19 protein-coding genes and 1 tRNA gene are annotated in these 20,271 nt (G+C 48.7%); 15 read left to right on the top strand and 5 right to left on the bottom strand.

All coding sequences use genetic code 11. The features are described from left to right. Positions 1-103 precede the first annotated feature (103 nt). The 10 genes from A5320_RS13245 to A5320_RS13200 are packed head-to-tail and all read left to right on the top strand — an operon-like array spanning position 104 to position 8,663. Positions 104-859: a thermostable hemolysin gene (locus A5320_RS13245; RefSeq protein ID WP_068065542.1), complete on the top strand. Its 756-nt coding sequence runs from the start codon at positions 104-106 to the stop codon at positions 857-859. Position 860: 1 nt separating this feature from the next. Continuing rightward, the gene (locus tag A5320_RS13240; RefSeq protein WP_068065541.1) at positions 861-2,432 is read left to right on the top strand and encodes an AMP-binding protein; all 1,572 of its coding nucleotides are present in this window, start codon (positions 861-863) and stop codon (positions 2,430-2,432) included. Between the two features lie 33 nt (positions 2,433-2,465). Further along, the gene (locus tag A5320_RS13235) at positions 2,466-3,188 is read left to right on the top strand and encodes a TenA family transcriptional regulator (protein WP_068065540.1); all 723 of its coding nucleotides are present in this window, start codon (positions 2,466-2,468) and stop codon (positions 3,186-3,188) included. After that, on the top strand, positions 3,185-4,054 hold the full coding sequence (locus A5320_RS13230) for an SDR family oxidoreductase (protein WP_068065538.1): 870 nt from the start codon (positions 3,185-3,187) through the stop codon (positions 4,052-4,054). The genes A5320_RS13235 and A5320_RS13230 overlap by 4 nt, the downstream gene beginning before the upstream one ends. After that, positions 4,054-4,725, top strand: a complete 672-nt coding sequence (locus A5320_RS13225; protein ID WP_231916729.1) for a tetratricopeptide repeat protein — start codon at positions 4,054-4,056, stop codon at positions 4,723-4,725. Before A5320_RS13230 ends, A5320_RS13225 begins: the two co-directional genes overlap by 1 nt. Before the next feature lie 41 nt (positions 4,726-4,766). Continuing rightward, a complete protein-coding gene (locus A5320_RS13220) occupies positions 4,767-5,426 on the top strand; it encodes a response regulator (RefSeq protein WP_068065537.1) in 660 nt (219 codons plus the stop codon). Beyond that, positions 5,423-6,772, top strand: a complete 1,350-nt coding sequence (locus A5320_RS13215; RefSeq protein ID WP_068065536.1) for a sensor histidine kinase — start codon at positions 5,423-5,425, stop codon at positions 6,770-6,772. Before A5320_RS13220 ends, A5320_RS13215 begins: the two co-directional genes overlap by 4 nt. Then, on the top strand, positions 6,769-7,200 hold the full coding sequence (locus A5320_RS13210) for a cupredoxin domain-containing protein (protein WP_068065535.1): 432 nt from the start codon (positions 6,769-6,771) through the stop codon (positions 7,198-7,200). Before A5320_RS13215 ends, A5320_RS13210 begins: the two co-directional genes overlap by 4 nt. Beyond that, on the top strand, positions 7,190-7,942 hold the full coding sequence (locus tag A5320_RS13205) for a hypothetical protein (protein WP_068065534.1): 753 nt from the start codon (positions 7,190-7,192) through the stop codon (positions 7,940-7,942). Before A5320_RS13210 ends, A5320_RS13205 begins: the two co-directional genes overlap by 11 nt. After that, positions 7,926-8,663 (top strand): hypothetical protein, encoded by a 738-nt coding sequence (locus A5320_RS13200; RefSeq protein WP_231916728.1) that lies wholly within the window; start codon positions 7,926-7,928, stop codon positions 8,661-8,663. Before A5320_RS13205 ends, A5320_RS13200 begins: the two co-directional genes overlap by 17 nt. A 107-nt stretch (positions 8,664-8,770) precedes the next feature. Here the strand turns inward: A5320_RS13200 and A5320_RS13195 are convergent, their stop codons facing one another. The 4 genes from A5320_RS13195 to A5320_RS13180 form a co-directional block, all read right to left on the bottom strand. Continuing rightward, positions 8,771-10,627, bottom strand: coding sequence for a hypothetical protein (locus A5320_RS13195; protein WP_068065533.1), 1,857 nt, complete (start codon positions 10,625-10,627; stop codon positions 8,771-8,773). Positions 10,628-10,695: 68 nt separating this feature from the next. Beyond that, positions 10,696-12,360, bottom strand: a complete 1,665-nt coding sequence (locus tag A5320_RS13190; RefSeq protein WP_068065532.1) for a phosphoethanolamine transferase — start codon at positions 12,358-12,360, stop codon at positions 10,696-10,698. Then, entirely contained in the window at positions 12,353-13,159 is an 807-nt protein-coding gene (locus A5320_RS13185) for a phosphatase PAP2 family protein (RefSeq protein ID WP_197490112.1), read from the bottom strand. The genes A5320_RS13190 and A5320_RS13185 overlap by 8 nt, the downstream gene beginning before the upstream one ends. Positions 13,160-13,286: 127 nt before the next feature. Next, a complete protein-coding gene (locus A5320_RS13180) occupies positions 13,287-15,332 on the bottom strand; it encodes an LTA synthase family protein (protein ID WP_231916727.1) in 2,046 nt (681 codons plus the stop codon). 611 nt (positions 15,333-15,943) lie between these two features. On the opposite strand from A5320_RS13180, the gene A5320_RS13175 reads away from it, so the two are divergent. From A5320_RS13175 to A5320_RS13160, 5 genes are all read left to right on the top strand, one after another. Next, the gene (locus tag A5320_RS13175) at positions 15,944-16,813 is read left to right on the top strand and encodes an alpha/beta hydrolase-fold protein (RefSeq protein WP_197490111.1); all 870 of its coding nucleotides are present in this window, start codon (positions 15,944-15,946) and stop codon (positions 16,811-16,813) included. A 98-nt stretch (positions 16,814-16,911) separates the two neighbouring features. Continuing rightward, positions 16,912-17,223: a DUF6172 family protein gene (locus tag A5320_RS13170; protein ID WP_068065528.1), complete on the top strand. Its 312-nt coding sequence runs from the start codon at positions 16,912-16,914 to the stop codon at positions 17,221-17,223. Positions 17,224-17,412: 189 nt separating this feature from the next. Further along, the gene (locus A5320_RS13165; RefSeq protein ID WP_082971757.1) at positions 17,413-18,792 is read left to right on the top strand and encodes a DEAD/DEAH box helicase; all 1,380 of its coding nucleotides are present in this window, start codon (positions 17,413-17,415) and stop codon (positions 18,790-18,792) included. A 268-nt stretch (positions 18,793-19,060) separates the two neighbouring features. After that, positions 19,061-19,228 carry a hypothetical protein gene (locus tag A5320_RS22160; RefSeq protein ID WP_197490151.1) on the top strand — a complete coding sequence of 56 codons (168 nt, stop codon included), beginning with the start codon at positions 19,061-19,063 and terminating at the stop codon, positions 19,226-19,228. Beyond that, positions 19,218-19,820: a Fic/DOC family protein gene (locus tag A5320_RS13160; protein ID WP_068065526.1), complete on the top strand. Its 603-nt coding sequence runs from the start codon at positions 19,218-19,220 to the stop codon at positions 19,818-19,820. The genes A5320_RS22160 and A5320_RS13160 overlap by 11 nt, the downstream gene beginning before the upstream one ends. Before the next feature lie 296 nt (positions 19,821-20,116). Here A5320_RS13160 and A5320_RS13155 read toward each other — a convergent pair. Further along, positions 20,117-20,193 (bottom strand) — tRNA-Met (locus tag A5320_RS13155). Positions 20,194-20,271: the final 78 nt, after the last annotated feature.

Below are 20,271 nucleotides of genomic sequence, written 5' to 3'. Positions count from 1 at the left end.
ACCAGATTACATCACTCCAATCCAAAAACCATTTTCAAACCTTAAGTTTTCTTTAAGCTTTATCACCGAAACTAACCCTGTCCGCAATTGGCAGGGGAATAGTATGACCGTCTTTAGTTCGACACATGAGCATTGTGGCACTGGTGTCCTAAGCACCGTTGCAACGCCGGTATCCGCAGCGAGCCCAGCCAGGGCGCCAGTCGGGCAAGTTCTTCCAACCGTGCAAAACGAGCCAACAGTTTGTTTGGTGCAACGTACCGATGCACGTCGCCAACAAGTCGAGCAGTTTATTGCTGCAGGTTTTGCGGCGGCCTATCACGCAGATATTCAACAGTTTATGCCGCAATTATTAACAGTCAGTGCCCGCGATTCATTACAGGCGGTGCTGGGTGTGCGCGGTGGTCAGTCAGAAAAATTGTTTGTTGAACAATATCTGGACGCGGATATCAGTTTTGTATTGCGCGATATCGGCGTGGTGACGTCACGCTCGCAGATTGTCGAAATTGGCAATTTGTATTCAGCCAATCGCCATTACACCTTGTTGTTGTTCGTGGTCACTGCTTATGCGCTGTATCAGGCTGGTTTTCGCCATTTGGTCTGCTGCGCGACACCACAAGTTCAAAGCTTATTAAGCCGTCACGGCTTGCAATTAAAGACTCTGGCCGAAGGCGATCCGGCGCGTCTGAGCAGTGACGCCAGCGCCTGGGGGACCTATTACCAAAGCCATCCGATGGTTTGTCATCTGGATTTGTCGCAGGCGCTAGCGCTGATTAACGCTGACGCCAAACTTAGCCAGTTGACCCAGCAATTTTGGCCAGCCAGCCAACCTTTGGTTGATGGCCAGGCGCAGGAGAATTGAGATGAATGTGGTGGATAATAAACAGTTATCGAACAGGAACCAGTTGCAATTCCCTGACACGGCCCGTTTAACCGATGCGATGACTGGCGAGAGTTTTTGCTGGGCGGAAATCCGTCATCAGCTAGATGCCTGGCAGCACTTGTTGCAATCTCTGAATGCGCAAAGGATGGTGTTTCGCGCCCAAAGTTCGGTGCAGTGGGCGTTACTCGATCTGGCTTGCTTAGAGGCGGACATAACTTTAGTACCAGTGCCGGGATATCTGAGCGATAGTCAGTGGCAGCATGTGTTACAGCAAGTAGCACCAGATTTAATAATTAGCGATGTGCCTTTTGGCGTCGCACCTGAGTTTTTAGCGGCGAACGATATGCGTTGGGTCGCTGAGTTCAGCGGTTTCCAGTTGTATCAATGTTGCGCGACTACTGCGGTATCAATCCCGGCAGGTACCCAAAAAATTACCTTTACCTCAGGTTCAACCGGACAACCCAAAGGGGTCTGTCTGTCAGCAGCAGCACAGTTGCAAGTCGCAACCAGTCTGGTTAGCCGAATCAATCTCGACGCACCAAGGCATTTATGTTTGTTACCGTTGCCCACTTTACTGGAAAACATCGCTGGTATTTATGCGCCGTTGCTGGCTGGTGGTGAAGTATTCATCGCAGCGGAAGCCGCCAGGGGGTTTAACGGCAGCCGGTTGGAAAACCCAACGTTGTTACTTGGTTTAATCAGCAAAGTGCAGCCACAAACGCTGATCCTGGTGCCGGAATTGTTGCAGTTGCTGATCCATGCTTGCCGCCAGGGCTGGACTGCGCCTTTGAGTTTAAAATTTATTGCCGTCGGCGGTGCTAAAGTCGCGGTCGATTTACTGAAACAAGCAGCCCAATGCGGTTTACCGGTCTATCAGGGATATGGCCTCAGTGAATGCTGCTCGGTGGTGGCGTTGTCAGAACACAGCGCTTTGCACGTCAGTCAGTTACAGTTACAACAAGTTGGCAAGGCGCTACCTCATCTTGAAGTGAAAATTGTTGCTGATGAAATCTGGGTAAAAACGCCATTTTTAGGTTATCTCGGTGCTGAACCTACGACTGAGATGAATGAATGGGTTGCTACCGGTGATCTGGGATCGATCACTGCTGACGGTAGTTTAGTGATCTGGGGTCGGCAAAAAAATCTGCTGATCTTAAGTTCAGGCCGTAATGTCAATCCGGAATGGGTCGAGGCCGAACTAACCAAAACCGGTTTAGTGCAACAAGCGGTATTGTTTGGTGATGCTCAACCTTACTGTGTCGCGCTGCTGTATTGCGCCAACCCGGCCGTTACAGACGAACAACTGGCAGCCTTTGTCAGTAACATCAATCAACAGTTACCCGATTATGCCAGAGCTGAACAGTTTATCCGGTTACAAACGCCGTTATCTGAAGCGCAAGGCAGCTTAACCGGCAATGGCCGGCCAAAACGAGACGAGATTGCCAGGCTTTATGCCAGTGAACTCGCGGCTTTGTATCCGGCTGATACAAAACTGCCGCCACAACAGCAAATGCCAACACCCAATTCAACCATCACTTGTTGTTGCCACTAGCACGCAGCATTCGATAATTCAGGAGTACCTAATATGAGTTTTCATCAGCAATTAGTCGCAGCAACCAGTCAGGCTAGAGATTATTTATTGGCAGCACCGGTGATTAGCCGTTGTTTCCACGGCGAAATCACCCTGGATGACTATGTCGCTTTTCTCAAAGAGGCGTATCACCACGTCAAACATACTACGCCGTTACTGATGTCGGTCGGAGCTTTGTTACCAGAATCGAAAGAATGGCTGCGTAACGCAGTCGCCGAGTATATCGAAGAGGAACTGGGCCATCAGGAATGGATCCTTAATGACATCAAAAACTGTGGTTATGACAAAGAGCAGGCCCGCGCCAGTCAACCCGGTTTTTCCACTGAACTGATGGTGGCTTTCGCCTACGACTCGGTGCGGCGAATTAGCCCGTTAAGTTTTTTTGGCATGGTGTTGGTGCTGGAAGGGACGTCAACCGCACTGGCCGACCATGCCGCTGCAACTATTGCCAGCAAACTGCAACTACCGAAAAAAGCTTTTTCGTATTTGACCTCACATGGTGCGCTGGATCAGGAACATATTAAATTTTATGCAGGGCTAATGGACAAAATTACTGACCCGGCTGATCAGCAGCAGATTATTCATAGTGCCAACTGCTTTTACCGCTTATACGGCGATATTTTCCGCAATTTAACGCCAGCGCACGGTATCGCAAAAATTCAGCAGGTTGATGAAACTGTTGTTGCTAAGAGCGTTATTGCTGAGGCCATCGTATGAACAGTGCAATTGCAGCGAATCATCAGCTAGCCGGCAAAAGAGTATTACTGACCGGCGCCACCGGCGGCATTGGCCGTGCTGTGGCCAGACGTTTGGCGGCAGCGGGCGCCAGTGTACTGTTCGTTGCGCGTCAGCCAGCTGAATTATTATTGCTAAGTCAGCAACTGCCGGGAACCCATAGCTGTTTTAGTGCAGATCTGACCGCCACCGAAGAGTTAAAGGCTTTAGCCGATTTTGTCAAAGCAACCGGCGGCATCGATGTGCTGATTAACAACGCCGGCACCAGCCAGTTTGCGCTGACTGCCGAGCAAGATTATGCCGCACAAATGTCGCTGAATTTGTTAGCGCCAATGCAGCTTTGTCAGTTGCTGTTACCTGAACTTTCGCAGCGTACCGCCGCCACTATCGTCAATATTGGTTCAGCCTTTGGCAGTATTGGCTACCCGGGTTTTAGTGGTTATTGCGCCAGTAAATTTGGGTTGCGTGGTTTTACCGAAGCACTCAAACGGGAGGTTTCATCTAAAGCGCTACGGGTGCTGTATTTTGCACCTCGCGCCACCCAAACCGCGATAAATAGCGCCGCTGTTGTGGCGATGAATCAAGAACTTGGCAATGCCATGGATAAACCGGATGACGTTGCCGCAGAGCTGATGCAACAACTGCAAACGGGGCAGAGCCGCTGGTATATAGGCTGGCCGGAAAAGTTTTTTGTAAGACTAAATGCGCTGCTGCCAGAGCTGGTCGACCGAGCTATTGGCGGCAAACGGGCGGTGATCCGCACCTATGCAGCTGGCTCCACCGACAGTGTGCAAATTCAAAACAATCTCAGCAATTCTGCTGAAAAAATTACCGCGACGAGGTCATGATGAAATCAATTCACTCTTTAATCAGCAGCAAAGTGTTACTGCCATCGATGTTTTGGTCAGGTATTTTGCTAAGTCCGTTATTATGGGCAGATACACTGACCGATATTGCGCCACTACAACACGGCTGGGCCCAAGCCAATTATAGTGTGGCCGAGGATCAGCGCGAAAAAGCCTTTGCGGCATTAGTAGCACAGGCCGATGCAGTGGTCGCAGCGCATGCCGGCGAAGCTGAACCCTTAATTTGGCGCGGCATCATTAAATCAAGTTACGCCGGTGCTAAAGGTGGTCTGGGCGCATTATCAGTCGCGGAATCGTCTAAAGCTGATTTTGAGGCAGCAATGGCGATTAATGCACAAGCGTTACAAGGTTCGGCCTACACCAGTCTTGGTGTGTTGTATTCCAAAGTACCAGGCTGGCCAATTGGTTTTGGCAGCAGCAAAAAAGCCAAAGAATTGTTGGAAAAGGCACTGAGCATGAATCCGCAAGGTATTGATCCAAATTATTTTTATGCCGAGTTTCTGTATGAGAAACGCGACTATCAGGACGCAATGCGCTATCTTGAATTAGCGAAACAGGCGCCGGCTCGGGTCGGCCGTGAAGACGCCGATGCCGGTCGGCAGCAGGATATCGCTGTGTTGGAAGCCAGATTACAGAAAAAATTGGGTAAATAAGCCGGTAGCAACAAAAATGCAGTCTGACATGGAAGATGTGTATGCGGATTTTATTGGTTGAAGACGACGAAGCCTTAGCACAAGGGGTGATTTTAGCCCTGCGTGGCCAGGGTTTTGTCGTCAATCATGTCACCCAGGGCGAGCAAGCGCTCAGCAGTATCCGCAGTCAGGATTGTGATGCGGTGGTGCTGGATTTAGGCCTGCCGGATATCGATGGGCTCGATGTGCTGAAAACCACCCGGCAGAAGTTTCCGCGTTTGCCGGTATTGGTGCTGACCGCACGGGATGGCGTGGATGATCGCATTCGTGGCCTCGATTTAGGTGCCGACGATTATCTGGTGAAACCCTTTGCCCTGGCGGAGTTGTTCGCCAGATTAAGGGTGATTGAACGTCGGCTTGGCACCGCTTCGCATCATTTGATTAAGCTCAAAGACGTGGAACTTGATAGTAGCGCCCATCAGGTGCGGCTGGCTGGGGAGGCGTTAGCGCTGTCGAGGCGCGAATATATGTTGCTCAAGGTGCTGATGGAATCGGCCGGGCGGATCAAAACCCGCGAACAGCTGGAAGCCAGCCTTTATGCCTGGGGTGAAGAAGTCGCCAGTAACGCGTTGGAAGTACATATTTCCAATTTGCGTAAAAAGCTGCCGAAAGACTTTATCAAAACGCTGCGCGGCGTCGGTTACAGCGTGGATCCGGCATGACCTCTATTCGACGCTATCTGGTGACTATTTTGATTGCAGTGCTGACGCTGACCAGTTTTCTGGCGGCGCTGCAAAGCTATCGGCACAGCATCAGTCGTTCGGATTTGTTGTTTGATCAGGACTTAGTGTTACTTGCCAGTAGTTTATTACCGCAGTTTCAAGCCGACACTTCAACGACGGGCGAATTACTGGTCGTGCAGGTGTGGCAGGGCGAAACGCTTAAATATAAAAGCCAACAGGCGCCCGCTACCCGAATTGATGCGCCTTCAGGGTTTAGCGAACAAAACTTTGCTGGTCAGCGCTGGCGGACTTATGTCAGCCAGACGGAGCAGCTCAGCATTATCGTGGCACAACCGCTGAAGCAACGGCAGGAGCTCGCCGACGAAGTGGTGCTGGCGTCAATCTATCCGGTGGTGCTGAGTTTACCACTGCAGGCACTGCTGATTTGGCTGGTGGTCAGTAAAGGCTTACAACCGCTTAGGCGGTTAACGCAACAACTCTCCTCAAAAAAAGCCGACGATCTAACGCCGGTGCAATTACCAGAAGTGCCACAAGAAATGAAGCAGATGCTGAGCACCACCAACCAGCTATTACAGCGGTTGGACAGTGCTTTTATCCGTGAAAAACGTTTTGCATCCGATGTCGCGCACGAGCTGCGTACGCCCTTGACCATATTGCAGGTAACTTTACACAACGCGCAGCAACAATGGTTGCAACAGGGGGTTGCTGATCCGGACGGCATGATGAATGCGCTACAACACGGTGTGGCGCGGATGAGCCAGCTGATTGAACAAATTATGCTCCTCAACCGCACCAACCCGGAACACTTCAAAGCAAAACTACAAGCTATTGATTTAACATCATTATGCCGTGAAGTTATCGCCGAACTGTACCCACAAATTCTGGCAAAACAGCAACAGATTTCGCTGGATGCTGAAGATGGCCTGCTGCTGGCGGCCGATCCCTTTGCGATGCGGGTGTTGTTATTGAATATTGTGGGTAATGCCAGCAAATATACGCCTGCGCAAGGGTTAATCCGGCTGCAGTTGCAATCTGTTATTGCTGATGAAAAAAACCAGCACAAAAAACCAAACCAAAATAAAATCAATAGCTACCTGCAAATCGTGGTCGAAGATTCAGGCCCAGGCATAGCCCCAGAAGAATATAACCGTGTGTTTGACCGGTTTTACCGCGTCGGCGGCGATCGGCACAATTCAGGCACACCCGGTAGCGGTCTTGGCCTGGCAATCGTTAAAGAAATTGTTGGCCTGCATCATGGACAATTATCACTTGGCCCTTCAACATTGGGCACTGGTTTAAAAGTGACGGTGGAAATACCGGCTTGAACAGTCAATATTCGCGTCAATTCTGGCAATTTTTAAGCAGCTGTTCGCTGCTGTTGGCGTTGCCGCTGCAGGCGGAAATCCGGGTGTTTGAAATTTTATTAAAAGATCACTTATTTACGCCTACCACTTTGTACCTGCCTGCCGGTGAAAAAGTAAAACTGGTGATCCACAACCAGGATCCAACACCGGAAGAATTTGAAAGTTTTAGCCTGAACCGCGAAAAAGTCATCCTCGGCCATGGCAAAGGCGTGGTATTCGTCGGGCCGTTAGCGCCTGGTGAACATCAGTTTATCGGCGAATATAACCCCGATAGCGCGCGTGGCCAGATTGTGGTGTTGCCACAAGCGCAATGGTTGCAGCTAACGGCGCCATCCATCACTAAAGATGGCAACAAAGAAAAGCCAGCCGGGGTGCCTGATGCTCATTAACGCCGTGGTGATGTTCTTGCGTGAATTATTGCCGCTGTTGCTGCTGCTGAGCATGCTGCTGTTGTGGCAACGCGAGCATTGGCGCGGGTTGTTAGCTATTTTCATTGCCAGTGCGGTTGGCGGAATTTTGTTGTTAACCAGTCAGTTCAGTCGGATTTCGAACTGGCTGGACGGGCAAGGCCTGGAACTGTTGTATGCCGCGTTATATTTGCTGACGGCGCTGTTGCTGGCGCTTGCGATCTACCACAGTCAGCGGCAACGGTTACCGATGTGGCTGGCGGCACTCGCCAGTAGTGGCCTGTGTATTATCCACGGCGCCAATCTGGTGTTGTACTTATGGTTTTACCAACGCAGTCCGGCCGAAAGTCAAAGTTTGTGGCTCGGCGCTGCTATGGGCGTTGGCATTGGCCTGAGTGTGGCGGTGTTGCTGTATTATTTTACGTTGGAATGCCAGCGCTACTGGCGCTGGTCGTTGCCGCTGATACTTGCGCTGCTGGGCGCACGACAAATCAGTATGGCGGTGGCGATTTTTATTCAAACCGACTGGTTAACGCCAGGCGCAGTGCTTTGGGACAGTCAGCAATGGATTAGCGAACAGTCTGAATATGGTTATTTTCTGAATGCGTTGATGGGATACGAGGCAACGCCTGGCGTCAGTTTGTTGCTGGCGATGCTGATCAGTGTGCTGGGGCTACTGTGGTTAGGCCGCCGGTTGGAGGTTAAAAATGCCCAAAATGATTAATCCGATGCGTTATGGTTATATATTGCCAGCGTTATGCGGACTGCTATTGCTATCCACCGGCGCCGTGCGCGCCGACGGTCGGGTGGTCGACAAGGTATATCATCCTTATGTGCAGCCGTTGGAGCGTGAATTCGAGTACCGGTTTGCTTTTCAAAAACAAGCTGATCATCCGGACAACAACAATATCGCGCAAAAAATCGGTTATGGCTTTTCGATTGCCGAACGGATGGCGCTGGAAATGTACGTGATGGCCGAGCGCGTTAGCCCAGAAGATTATAAACTAAGCGGTTACGAGTTGGAATTGCGCTGGATGTTAACAGAACAAGGTGAGTACAGCGCCGACTGGGGCTTGTTATTTGAATTAGAGCGGCAAAACAACGACGACAATTATGAATTCACCACCGGTGTGCTGATGGAAAAAGAGTTCGGCCCAACCAGTCTGACGCTCAATGCACTGGCAGTATATGAATGGGGCAATACGTTAGAGTCTGAGCTGGAAAGCGAATTCCGGCTGCAATATCGCTATCGTTGGTTGCCGCAAGTCCAACCCGCCATTGAATTTTACGCCGGTGAAAACTTCAAGGGCGCTGGCCCCAGCATGATGGGCCTGCACCGCTTTGATAAACAGGAATTGATTAAATGGGAGTTTGCGGTGATCTTCGCGATCAACGATTCTACTGTAAACAACACACTGCGTTTTGCAGTGGAGTATGAGTTTTAACTGCTGCCGTGTTTATGCTTTTAAGCACGGTAGTAAAATGAATAATGTTTTATTCGCCACTGTTGTAGAACGTTGTGGGCATACCATACCCATACCAAAATTAACTTTTAAAACCGTTGTTCTACCTTCAACTGAATTTCCCAGGCATTCATATACTCAGCAGATCCAACCGGTTTTGATAAATCAATATGGATCACATGGTTATTACTGGAACGTGAAGAAAATAAACGTGCACCAATGCCCACACTGCCAAGCCATTTTCCATTAAGAAGCTCAGTATTTGATACCTGTGTTAAAGAGGTAGCATCGGTTAAGGTTGGGACATGCATACCCACTTTTAACAAATTCGGTACGGTGTAACCTGCTCCTGCCTTGGCGAAGTTTTGTTGGTTTACCCAATATTGTTGGTTAGTTGCCGCTGAGCCTGAAACACGGCCGGCATCAATAAAAGCAACAAATCCAACGTCAATTAATTGATATAAGGTTAAATGTGGGTACCAACGCAGTTCAGCGGTGCCAAGCCAACTTTGGTTGCCATGCTGATATTGCACCGGGTATCCACGTAAACCGCTGTCGCCCCCTAACGTCAGTGGATCGTCCAGCCATACTTTATTGCGATGTGCATAAGCAAGTTTGTGGTAGAGCGTAAAGGACGATGACAGACGATAGAAGTTTTCTGCTTGCAATTTTAACTTCAACTGGTCACCGCTACTAACACCAAACATACCGTTTGCGGCAGCACTAACCAGCCAGCGATTGTCATTATTACCAAAACCTTTGTCGGATTGGAGTTGTAGGTGATAACCCAAAGACTGTGCAGGAGCTAAATCACTGGTTTGCAGCCCAATTTTAAATTGATGATGCCAGCCAAGATTTATATCTTCCGGATGATTAATTAAATATAAGTCAGACAGTACCTGATATTGCTGCTGTTGATACTCAAGTCCAAGCCACGGATATTGATATCGACGGTCAAAAGGCAATTGCCAGGTAGGGTGTAGCGGATCCACTGCAAACTGCCATTGTTGTGAGCGATATCCTGCCAGCAGCCTTAATTGCGCTTTGTCGGCTGATGACATTAACCAACCAGCCGATAGTTCAAACAATTTCTCCTCGGTTAAAAACTGTCGTGTCAGTTGATCTTGCTGATAAATCTGGTCAAGTCGTTGATCATTGAGCCACTCTGCCCGCAACATCAATGGGGTTTTTGCCTGGTAAAAAGGCTTATCAAACAATAGATAACTGCGGCTGCCGTCATTGTTATCAGTCCATTCGGTGGTTAGATAACTATGCTGTAAGCTGTCTATACCGGTTAAACTCAGGGGCATTTCAATTTTTGTTTCGTAGCCGTGACGTAAATAGTCCGACTGATATTTCACCGATGCCCGCACCCCATAGCCAAGTAAATTATCTTCTTTAAACCCAAGAGAAAATTTGTTTTGCCCACTGCTGCGCCCGAAGCCAATGCTCGGCAATAAGCTCCAGTTATCCCAAGTTTCTACTTGAACATTGTGCCGGCCATCGGCATTACACTGTTCGGCAACGGTGATTTTGGCATCCCGTAAATATGATTTTGCTCGGAGCAGTCGTTGTGCTTCAGCGAGGTCAGCGCTTTGGATACTATCGCCGGTTTGGAAACTAAGCTCGCGATACAGGGCCGTGGGCTGGCTATTGATATGGATCCAGTTTGCGAATTCATGTAACCAGAAAAAATCAGCGCTGTTGCTATCGAAAATGGGATGGATTAAAAAACGAATATCGCCAACCTGCAATGTGTTAATGACCGCTGCAAATTCGTCATCTGTGGTTTCGGTCGCTGGTTTTTTAATAAGATCGCACAAGTGTTGCAATGTTACTGGAGTGGCGCCAGCCGGAGCTGAGGCCTCAGCAGGTACCACCGTCAACAAGATTGTTCCCAGCAATGCGATGCGGTGGGTTGCTGGTAGGGCTAAAAACGTTGTCATGTTGCGACTCCTCACTGCATTAACCTGATTGGTTCGATCTGGACTTATTGAGGCGTTACACATTCAAGCTATGAATTCATGCAAGGTCGCAGGAAATCAAGCTCAGGGCGATAAAGCGTGGTGCGGACTTTAAACAGACCGAGCAAGCTATGGAATAAATGGTCGTGGCTCAGCTCTTTATTGGCTTGTAGCGGCAGACAGGTTTTTGAAAGCTGCTGCGACATTGAAAATTGATCGGACATCCACCAAATCATCGGCACCTTAGTTTGGGTGGCCGGCGCCATCCAATAAGGCATGCCATGCAGATAAACGCCGTTTTCGCCCAGTGATTCGCCGTGATCTGACAGATACAACATGGCCGGAACGCTGTCGGTTTGTTGAGCTAAACGCCTGATTACTGCAGCAAGTAATTGGTCGGTGGCGAGGATACTATTGTCATAGGCATTAACCACATTGCTCTGGGAGCAGTTTTGTAGTTGTTTATCCGTGCACTCAGGCTTGAATTGCTTTTGCGCTGGCAAGCTACGTTTAAAGTACTCAGGTCCGTGACTGCCGAGCTGATGCAATACAATGAGGCGGTCGCCGCTGATGGGTTTTGCCAGTTCCTGTTCCAGAGCCTGCAACAATACTTCGTCGTGGCATTGACCCTCTTTGCATAATGGATTTTGTTGGTGTTCGAATAACAGCTGAGTATCAACTCTCGCACAGACCCCTTTACAGCCTGAATTATTATCCAGCCAGCTCACATTGATGGCAGCGTATTGCAGAATATCGAGTACATTGCTGCTATTTTTGGCGACTTTTTCCTCATAAAGCTCGCGACCCATATTTGAAAACATACAAGGCACTGAGTGTGCTGTTGCCGTTCCGCACGAACTAACGTTGTGGAAACTCACCACAGGTAACTTACTTAGCTCTGGATTGGTTTGTCGTGAATAACCATTCAGTGAAAACTGCGCAGCGCGAGCAGTTTCGCCCAGCACCAGTACTATAAGCCGTGGTTTTTCAGTGCGAACAGCAAAAGGCTGGGTGGCGTCCTGGCCCTGCATTAAAAACGCTGTTGGAAATTGTTCGGCAGCAAAGGCTTTTGACCAGGAAATACCGGCGACCAACGGGCTCAATGGCAGAGCATACTGTTTTACTTCTTTGAAATTTCGAAAAAAGGTGGTGAATTCGGCACGATTGACGGCCGCTAAACTAACAATGGCACTGATCACAGCAACCGTCAGCAGCAGCCATTGGCCGGTATAACGCCACAGCTTGGGATAGGGTGTGCTGATCCAGCGACAAGCCAATAGCGGTAATGCCATTAACAAAGTAACCGACCACAGCAAGCCACTGGTCAACATGGCGCTGGCTTCGGCAACGTCCGTTTCAACGGCATTTTGGAGCATGTCCCGGTCAATCACAATGCCAAAACGGGTGATAAAATAATGGCTGACCGCTCCCAGAAAACAGAGCAGCAACAGCGCAGGCTTTTGACTGACTTTAAAGCTAAACAAAAGCAACAACAGCCAGTTGAGTAAAAACAGCAAGGCCAGCACACTGACTTGTAAGCTAATTTGGCCGGGGATTTTTTGCTGTAATTGCTGCAAAAACGGCAGATTAACACTGACACTCAACCACAGTGCCGCTACAAGCGAAAACAGCAGCGGGTGTAATGACAGCCGCGGCCTTCGTACATCACGCAAAGTTTGAATGGAAAAAAATGGCTGTGCAATGATTTCAGACATCTGCGGACTCCTGTGGAAACGGTTTTTTGCTGACGGCACTGAGCGCCGGAAGGTGAGAATATGATGTTGGCGATAATGAAGGTGCGTCACAATCCGCATGAAAATGTTGCGGATCTTGCCGGTAAAACCAGCGCACATTCAAACTTACAATCAACCAGCAAATAGCTGCTGTTGCTATATCGTGCGAAATAAAATGAGCACCACGTAATTGTTGGGTGAAGCCCAGCAGTAGCCCAAGGCCGACACTACACCACAAGCCAAGTTTTGCTATAGAAGGGCGAGCGACCAGCAAAAAGTAATAAATGGCCAGCCAGCTGTAACCAATACTGGCATGGCCGGCCGGAAAACACTGGTTAGGTACCATCGACGCCGGGCGTTCACTGAATAAACCAATAAAAGGTAGATTGCCGCCAAATTGCTGCAAATCCCATGGGCATTCCATCGGGATCAATTTCTTCAGCACGGTGATGCTGGTGAAACTTAGCGCCAGATTAAGCAACAACAGTCCCAAAGCATATTGGGTTCCTGAGCGTTTGCCCGCGATGACCTGACTTAACCAATACAGCAGCAAGATCAGCACAACCAGCTGATTGAGCTGTCGTACCGCCTGATGCAATAATCTTTCTGTGAGCCAGTGCTGTTTGAACTGCCATTGCCCGCCTTGCAACTGGTACAACCAACTGGCCAAAACCTGATCAAAGCCAGCACCGTAAGCGAGCACAAACGCCAGACTTAATAGGGCAAGTGGCGCTAACACTGTTGTTTGCCAATGCTGTTGCTGGTCAAAATTGGGGGGCATCATCGGTTCCCGCAGCGATTTTCCTGAATAGAAACAGCGTACCTCTGAAGGCTTAAGGTAAACTTAAGTAACGGTTTTTGAAGGGAAAATGAGCATGTTTTTAGCGGAAAAACCTGCTCATTCAAGTCTATTTGGCGGGCGTTGGTACTTTTGTTGTGGCTGTAGCTGCGACAACATCGCATTGCGCATTGGCGGGGTATTTACGTTCGCGATACAAATAAGAAGGTAATTGCACTTGGGCCAGGGCTTTTTGATATTGTGCTGCGCTGACCGGTTGATCGCTTAACGACAGCTTTTTAAGTTTTTGGTCATAATGCGCCAACACTGCAGTGTGATCCGGCTTCAGAATCGTTAGCTTGTCTTGCTCCATCAGCGCAAAGTAATTATCAAACTGTAAGAACGCCCGACCCAGACTGGTGTGGTCTAACGTCAGATCACGTCCCAACAGTGGGTGACAGGCTGACACGCCAAGCATCGACAGTAAGGTCGGCGCCAAATCAATTTGACTGCTGAGGGTACTGATCACGCCAGGTTTGACTGAGCCCCCCAAAATTAAGCCAGGAATTTGGAATTTTTCGACTGGGATCAGATTGCTGCCGTACACCCGATTGTCATGATCGGCGACAATCAAAAACAAAGTATCCTGCCAATACGCGCTTTGCTGGGCCTGGCGGATAAATTTCGCCATCGCCCAATCGGCGTATTTCACTGCATTATTAACGGTATTTTTCGGTTGTTCATGCAAGCTGATCTTGCCGTCCGGAAATTCAAAAGGTTCGTGGTTGCTAGAGGTGAATATCAGGCTGAAAAATGGTTGCTGTTGTTGATGCAGTTGCAGTAGTTGCTGATGAGCATTATCAAACACATCTTCGTCACTGGCACCCCAACTACCAACAAATTGCGCATTTGACATGTCGTTTTGGTCAACCATCTGCGAAAAGCCATTGGCCGAAAAAAAGCCTCGCATATTGTCAAAATGCGCTTCGCCGCCATAGACAAACTGGGTGTGATAGCCCTGTTGCTGCAAAATACTGGCGATGGTGGCGAAGTTCTGTTGGCTGTTTGACAGCTTGACCACACTTTGTGCCGGTGTTGGCATAAAGCCAGCGACAACAGCTTCAATCCCCCGTACCGAACGTGTACCGGTGGCGTACAACTGTTCAAACCAAATACCTTGTGCTTTTAATCGCTCCAATTCTGGCGTAACGCCAACACCACCTAAAGACTCAACAAAAGTAGCACCCATGCTTTCTTGCAGAATAATCACCAGATTCAGCGGTTTAGTCCGCGGCGCCGTCGCTGTTTGCTGATGTAAGGTCGGATAAGCCGCATTCTTAAACTGATAACCTTGCAGCCAGGGCCAATCGAGCGCAGCTTTGAGCATCACGGACGGCTCCAGCTTGCCGTAGATATCGCTGGAGCGGGCTTCATGGCGCATGCTGTAAGCCGCATATAACACCGAATATGGGGAGTTAATCACCAGCGAATTAACCAGTGCGTCGGCAGTGATGGCAAAAGTAGACGGATTGGCCGGGCGATGATCGGTGGTCGATCGAATGGCCATCAAAACCAGCAGCAGCGCCAATGGCCAGCTTAACCACAGCAGTTCAGGGCGCTGTGGCTGCTGTGCGGGTTTTCTCAGCAGTCGTGTCGCCCCCCAAATCAGCACGGCGGTTAACGTGACACCTGTCAACAATGACACACGGAAGCCATGCCATAAGGTAGCAAAAACTTCTTTTGGGTATTTCAGATATTCCAGATACAAGCGGTTTGGGCGAATATCGTATTGCGCGATAAAAGCGGGTGTCGATAGCTCAATAAAAATAATCAGGCTTAACATTGCCAGACACCAGAGATAACTAAACCGCAACCAGCGCTGATAACATCTCGGCAAAGCTGCCAGCGGTAACAACAATAACGGGATGATCAGTAGCAAGCCCAGCAACATTAAATCAGCACGAACCCCTTGCAGCAATAACCAGCCAAACTGGCCAGTCAGCTGCACCCGATCAGCTTGCCACAGCATTAATCCCAGTCGACTAACAGTCAACAGCAGCAGCGCAAATGCCAAAAACTGCCCAAAAATCTGGTATGGCGCCAGCAAGCGTCGGAAATTTGCCGCGACAGGCAACAGCATGGGCAAGAATGCCGGTAGCGAAACAGGAACAGCCATTGCAGATCTTCAGCTCTTATAAAACATCGGAGCTAGCAGACTAAAGGGCAATCCTTAAGAAAGACTTAAGTTTAAATTGTTATGTCGATCCGCGTTGTTTCAACCAACAAAAAACCGTCTGTTAGCGTTGAACTGACAGACGGTTCTTTTAAAAATCAGCGGGTATGTAAGCTAGACCTGACGACGACGTTGTAAGCCAAGTAACAACAGCACAAGGCATTGTTAATGCCAACCACTGGTGGTAGACCCAGAGCTGCAATATAGAAGTTACACAGTGCAAACATGTTGCCTAACTTAAATACTACTTTTATCGCCGCAAATGATGTTAAAACGATTGACTTCACTGCGCCAAATTTTGACAAATTGTTGATGCCAAGTTTGGTTGTTCATTGCCAAATTTACGTCGTTCACTGACTCTCATTCAATAAATTCAGATAAAAATAAATAAGCTTTTCAATGATCGGGAATTTCTGTAACGTCATCATACAACGTCTGTACAGACGAATTTTTGTCGACGGGGAAAGCGTGAGATGACTTGGTCACTGAAGTCTGGTAGCTCGATTATAGCCAATATGGCTACGGCGTGGTGCTTTGGGGGGTGTCTGTTGGCCATGGCTAGTACCGCGGCGGCTAACACGGGTGCAGCGCAATTACTGAGGTTGAATTATCAAAGTCAGATTGATCAAAGCAAGCGCCAATTTCTGGTTTATCTGCCAAAAGGCTACGCCGAAAAGCCACAGCAACAGTGGCCGCTACTGCTGTTTTTACATGGCAATGGTGAGCGCGGTAATGGCCTGGATGAGCTGGATTACACTTTAATCCACGGGCCTTTGTATGAAGCCTGGATCCAAAAACGCGATTTGCCGTTTATTATTTTGGTGCCGCAACTGCATATGTTTCAGATGGGGAGTGTGCCTTATATCGCCGCAAGACAAAAATCAGCAATCCCGCAACGATTAAGTCAAGGCGTGCCGCCGCGGCCGCAGATGTCAGAGTCAGTACAACCAATCCGACCGGCCAGTCCTGTTGTCGATATGAGTAAAGTACCAGCCTTGTTACCCGATGGTTGGGAGCGGGCGGAGCAGGATTTACTGGCCATGCTCAGCACAGTCCAACAGCAATATCGGGTAGACAAGAGCAGGTTGTATCTATCGGGGATTAGTTATGGTGGTTTTGGAAGTTGGTATCTGGCCAGCAAACACCCGGATTTATTTGCCGCAGTGGCGCCGGTGGTGGGTTGGGGGCATCCGGACCTGATGCCACCGATTGCCAAAGCAAAAACGCCGTTATGGGTCTTTGCCGCCGGACGCGATTCCGCGATCAACAAAGACTATTTTTATCCGGGTATCGAAACCCTGCGCCAACTTGGCCATACCAATGTGCGTTTTAGCGTATTGGAGCAGGCAGAGCACGACGCCTGGCGGCAAATTTACGCCGGATCTGATTTATTTGACTGGTTGTTGCAACAAAAAAGGCGCTAACCGAAGATATTCGCGGCTATCTTGGGCGTAAATCTGTAGAATGCGCTTTTAAAAGCTCAACCAGCTTTCCCCATGAATAGATATCTGTTGGAATTTTGATGAAAAAGACAATCGCTTTAACTCACCCGAAACTGAAACCTGCGCGTTTGGCGGACGCCATTAAGTACGATATTAAAAAGTACTTAAATAGAGAGCGTCGCAAGCCGCTACCAGCAGGTGCGGATTACTGGACATTCGATTGTCGCTTTGGCGCCTCAGAAGAATTAGCGGTAAAAATCTTTACTTCTGAAATCAATAAACATCTTGATGCCGCCATCGAGCAAGAACAACCACAGTGTTATGTCGAAATTCTGGCCAGAGCCTGCCAGCATCAGCCAAAACCATATGCAGCAGACGGTGACGACGCTTAAGCAATAAAAGTCAGGATGCTTATCCTTAGGGGTAAGCATTTCATTGCAGAAACCGCCTTTTGATGTAAATTTTGATGTAAAAGCTGCCTGAAATTCACACAATCACAAGCATTTCTCCCTTCTGCTGCCAAAATACTGTATATTCCGCCCCTTATTTTTTGACTGTAGCAAATCTACAGAGGAACTCTTATGCAATTTTCGTCTTTAGATTTAGCACCAGACTTATTACGAGCGCTGGTCGCTTGTGGCTACAGCACTATGACTCCGGTTCAGGAACAGGCAATCGTGCCGGCCCGACGCGGTAAAGATTTACAAGTAACTGCCCAAACCGGTACCGGTAAAACTGCGGCTTTTACCATTCCTTTGTTACAACGGATGCTGGATAAACCAGCGCCAAGGGTCGAGCGCCGCCCACGCACTTTAATCCTGACCCCAACCCGTGAGTTAGCCGAGCAAATTTCCGAAGCCGTTGCCGGTTATGCGCAATTTGTGGACATCAAGGCCACTGCTTTATATGGCGGTGTGAAAATGGGTGGCCAGGCCAACAAATTAACCGCTGGTGTTGATATTGTGATCAGCACGCCAGGCCGGTTGCTGGAGCATATGGCGCTTGGCAATGTCATTTTAAGTGATGTTGAATATGTGGTACTGGACGAAGCGGACCGGATGCTCGATATGGGCTTTAGCGCCGACGTGTTGAAGTTACTGCAAATGACCTCGAACTCACGGCAGACCTTGTTGTTTTCGGCAACGACGTCGCCAGCAGTGAACGAACTGTCACATAAAATTCTGAAAAACCACCAGCAAATCCGAGTCGCCAAGGTCAATAGCACCGCAGATACCGTGAACCATGTGGTTTATCCGGTCGAAGAAACCCGCAAAATCGAATTATTTGAAAAGTTACTGGCAGAGAAAAACTGGTTTCAGGTGCTGGTCTTTACCAGTACCAAAGAGCAAGCCGATCAGTTATTGGCAGGATTGCAACAGCGTAAAATTAATGCCGCTGTCTGTCATGGTGATAAAAGCCAGGGCGCTCGTCGCCGCGCTATTGCTGAATTTAAGTCCGCCAAACTGCAAGTGTTAATCGCCACCGAAGTCGCAGCCCGTGGTTTGGATATTCAGGGACTGGATTACGTGGTGAACTTTAATTTGCCATATTTACCTGAAGATTACGTGCACCGTATCGGCCGTACCGGTCGCGCTGGTGCCACCGGTAACGCCATTTCTTTTGTCAGCCGTGAAGAAGAGCAGACATTAGAACGTATTCAAAAGTTAATTGGTGGCAAAATCGAACGCATCATCACACCAGGTTTTGAAGTCAGTAACCGGGTGTCGTTGCTGAAAAGTATTTCCCGTAAGGTATTGTCGGGTCGTTCGAACAAAGCCAGTGAAACCTTTATTGATTTGGACAGTTCAGGTCAGCCACAGCCAAAGGGTAAGCCACGTCGCGCAAAACCAGCAGATACAGGTACTGCCGCTAACGCTGCCCCAAAAAATGTGCATCTGAAAAAAACCAATGCGATGAAAAATGCCGGATCGAGCAACAGTGGCGGTCGTGGTAAACGTTAATAAGTCATTTGTGTGATTTAGACAGTTGTCACCTTGTTCCCGGCCAAACCTGGTTTTTGGTTGAGCCTGGAACAGGGGGTTGATCTATACCCAGAATCATTGAAGATTCGGGTAGGCGGCAACTGAACGAATCTCCAGGAGCATAGCTGTTCTATGTGACTGGGGTGAGTGAAGGCGGCCAACAACCCCGAATCTTCAATGATGCAGGGGATAGGTGACGCTCAAAGATTTCAACGCTATACTTGGCAAGCTTGTGCGGAGGAAACAAATGACAACATCTGCGATGAAATCACCGAACAAATCACTGGACCATGAAGCCCGGTTTACGCCGAATCTGGACAATTACCGGACCAGCCTGGCCTATGAAGGTCTGGAGCTGAAAAAAAATACCGAACACAAAAGTATTGCCGATTTAAAACGCCAGTATGCCCGATAAATATGGCGTCGCTCAGGACAAATATTGTTACCCGGGCACAGATATATTAGTCAATCTGCTGAATATTCACGACGCAGTCCTGTTGGCAGAAGCCGAAGCTGAATTCACTGCTGTACGTTATCAAACCTATCTTTCATCCGTTCGACCTCTGACAGATTTTACCTTTGAACACCTGCAGTTCCTGCATATTCATTTATTTCAAGACCTTTACAGTTGGGCTGGCCAAGTACGTGATGTCGACCTGGCAAAAGGTACCACCAGATTTTGTACCAGCAGCCGGGTTGAAGCTGAGGCCATTAAATGGTTCAAACAACTACCGTCGTTAGCTGATATCGGATCGCAGGAAAAATTGGTCGAAAAAGTTGCGGACATGTTCTGTGAATTAAATCTGATCCACCCATTTCGTGACGGTAATGGCAGAACCCAACGCTTTTTCTTTGAAGAACTACTGTTCGCCTTGGGATACGATTTGATCTGGCCTGAAATATCACAAGAAGAATGGGTTGATGCCAACATCGCCGGAGTGGACCTTGATTTAGCGCCACTGATAGCTATTTTTCAACAGGCGATAGCGCCGAGTCGCAACAACTGAAGTTGCTGCTCACGACCAAAAGCTTATTTCGATTCTTACTGAATTGCAGACACAAAAAAACCGACATCAGTCGGCTTTTAAGTAAGTTGGTTGCGGCAGCCGCCCGGTTTTTGTGAAGGGTGAACCGACGACCTTTATAACCATGAATTTCACATACAAAAAAACCGACATCAGTCGGCTTTTAAGTAAGTTGGTTGCGGCAGCCGCCCGGTTTTTGTGAAGGGTGAACCGACGACCTTTATAACCATGAATTTAAGACACAAAAAAACCGACATCAAGTCGGCTTTTAAGTAAGTTGGTTGCGGGAGCCGGATTTGAACCGACGACCTTCGGGTTATGAGCCCGACGAGCTACCAGGCTGCTCCATCCCGCGTCCGAAAATTACACTTGAGCAGAGAGTGTAACTTGTTATTTTGCAATGGTTTTTATCGTGACCTTCTAACTAAGTCAG

It is taken from the genome of Rheinheimera sp. SA_1 (assembly GCF_001669775.1).
GTDB lineage: Bacteria > Pseudomonadota > Gammaproteobacteria > Enterobacterales > Alteromonadaceae > Pararheinheimera.
Note: the sequence above shows the minus strand (reverse complement) of the source record. Positions and strands in the feature narration are given on the sequence as shown.

Coding starts and splice junctions, on each gene's coding strand:
- A5320_RS13245 (WP_068065542.1), top strand. CDS start 104: ATGACCGTCTTTAGTTCGACACATGAGCATTGTGGCACTGGTGTCCTA.
- A5320_RS13240 (WP_068065541.1), top strand. CDS start 861: ATGAATGTGGTGGATAATAAACAGTTATCGAACAGGAACCAGTTGCAA.
- A5320_RS13235 (WP_068065540.1), top strand. CDS start 2,466: ATGAGTTTTCATCAGCAATTAGTCGCAGCAACCAGTCAGGCTAGAGAT.
- A5320_RS13230 (WP_068065538.1), top strand. CDS start 3,185: ATGAACAGTGCAATTGCAGCGAATCATCAGCTAGCCGGCAAAAGAGTA.
- A5320_RS13225 (WP_231916729.1), top strand. CDS start 4,054: ATGAAATCAATTCACTCTTTAATCAGCAGCAAAGTGTTACTGCCATCG.
- A5320_RS13220 (WP_068065537.1), top strand. CDS start 4,767: ATGCGGATTTTATTGGTTGAAGACGACGAAGCCTTAGCACAAGGGGTG.
- A5320_RS13215 (WP_068065536.1), top strand. CDS start 5,423: ATGACCTCTATTCGACGCTATCTGGTGACTATTTTGATTGCAGTGCTG.
- A5320_RS13205 (WP_068065534.1), top strand. CDS start 7,190: ATGCTCATTAACGCCGTGGTGATGTTCTTGCGTGAATTATTGCCGCTG.
- A5320_RS13200 (WP_231916728.1), top strand. CDS start 7,926: ATGCCCAAAATGATTAATCCGATGCGTTATGGTTATATATTGCCAGCG.
- A5320_RS13195 (WP_068065533.1), bottom strand. CDS start 10,627: ATGACAACGTTTTTAGCCCTACCAGCAACCCACCGCATCGCATTGCTG.
- A5320_RS13190 (WP_068065532.1), bottom strand. CDS start 12,360: ATGTCTGAAATCATTGCACAGCCATTTTTTTCCATTCAAACTTTGCGT.
- A5320_RS13185 (WP_197490112.1), bottom strand. CDS start 13,159: ATGCCCCCCAATTTTGACCAGCAACAGCATTGGCAAACAACAGTGTTA.
- A5320_RS13180 (WP_231916727.1), bottom strand. CDS start 15,332: ATGGCTGTTCCTGTTTCGCTACCGGCATTCTTGCCCATGCTGTTGCCT.
- A5320_RS13175 (WP_197490111.1), top strand. CDS start 15,944: ATGGCTAGTACCGCGGCGGCTAACACGGGTGCAGCGCAATTACTGAGG.
- A5320_RS13170 (WP_068065528.1), top strand. CDS start 16,912: ATGAAAAAGACAATCGCTTTAACTCACCCGAAACTGAAACCTGCGCGT.
- A5320_RS13165 (WP_082971757.1), top strand. CDS start 17,413: ATGCAATTTTCGTCTTTAGATTTAGCACCAGACTTATTACGAGCGCTG.
- A5320_RS22160 (WP_197490151.1), top strand. CDS start 19,061: ATGACAACATCTGCGATGAAATCACCGAACAAATCACTGGACCATGAA.
- A5320_RS13160 (WP_068065526.1), top strand. CDS start 19,218: ATGCCCGATAAATATGGCGTCGCTCAGGACAAATATTGTTACCCGGGC.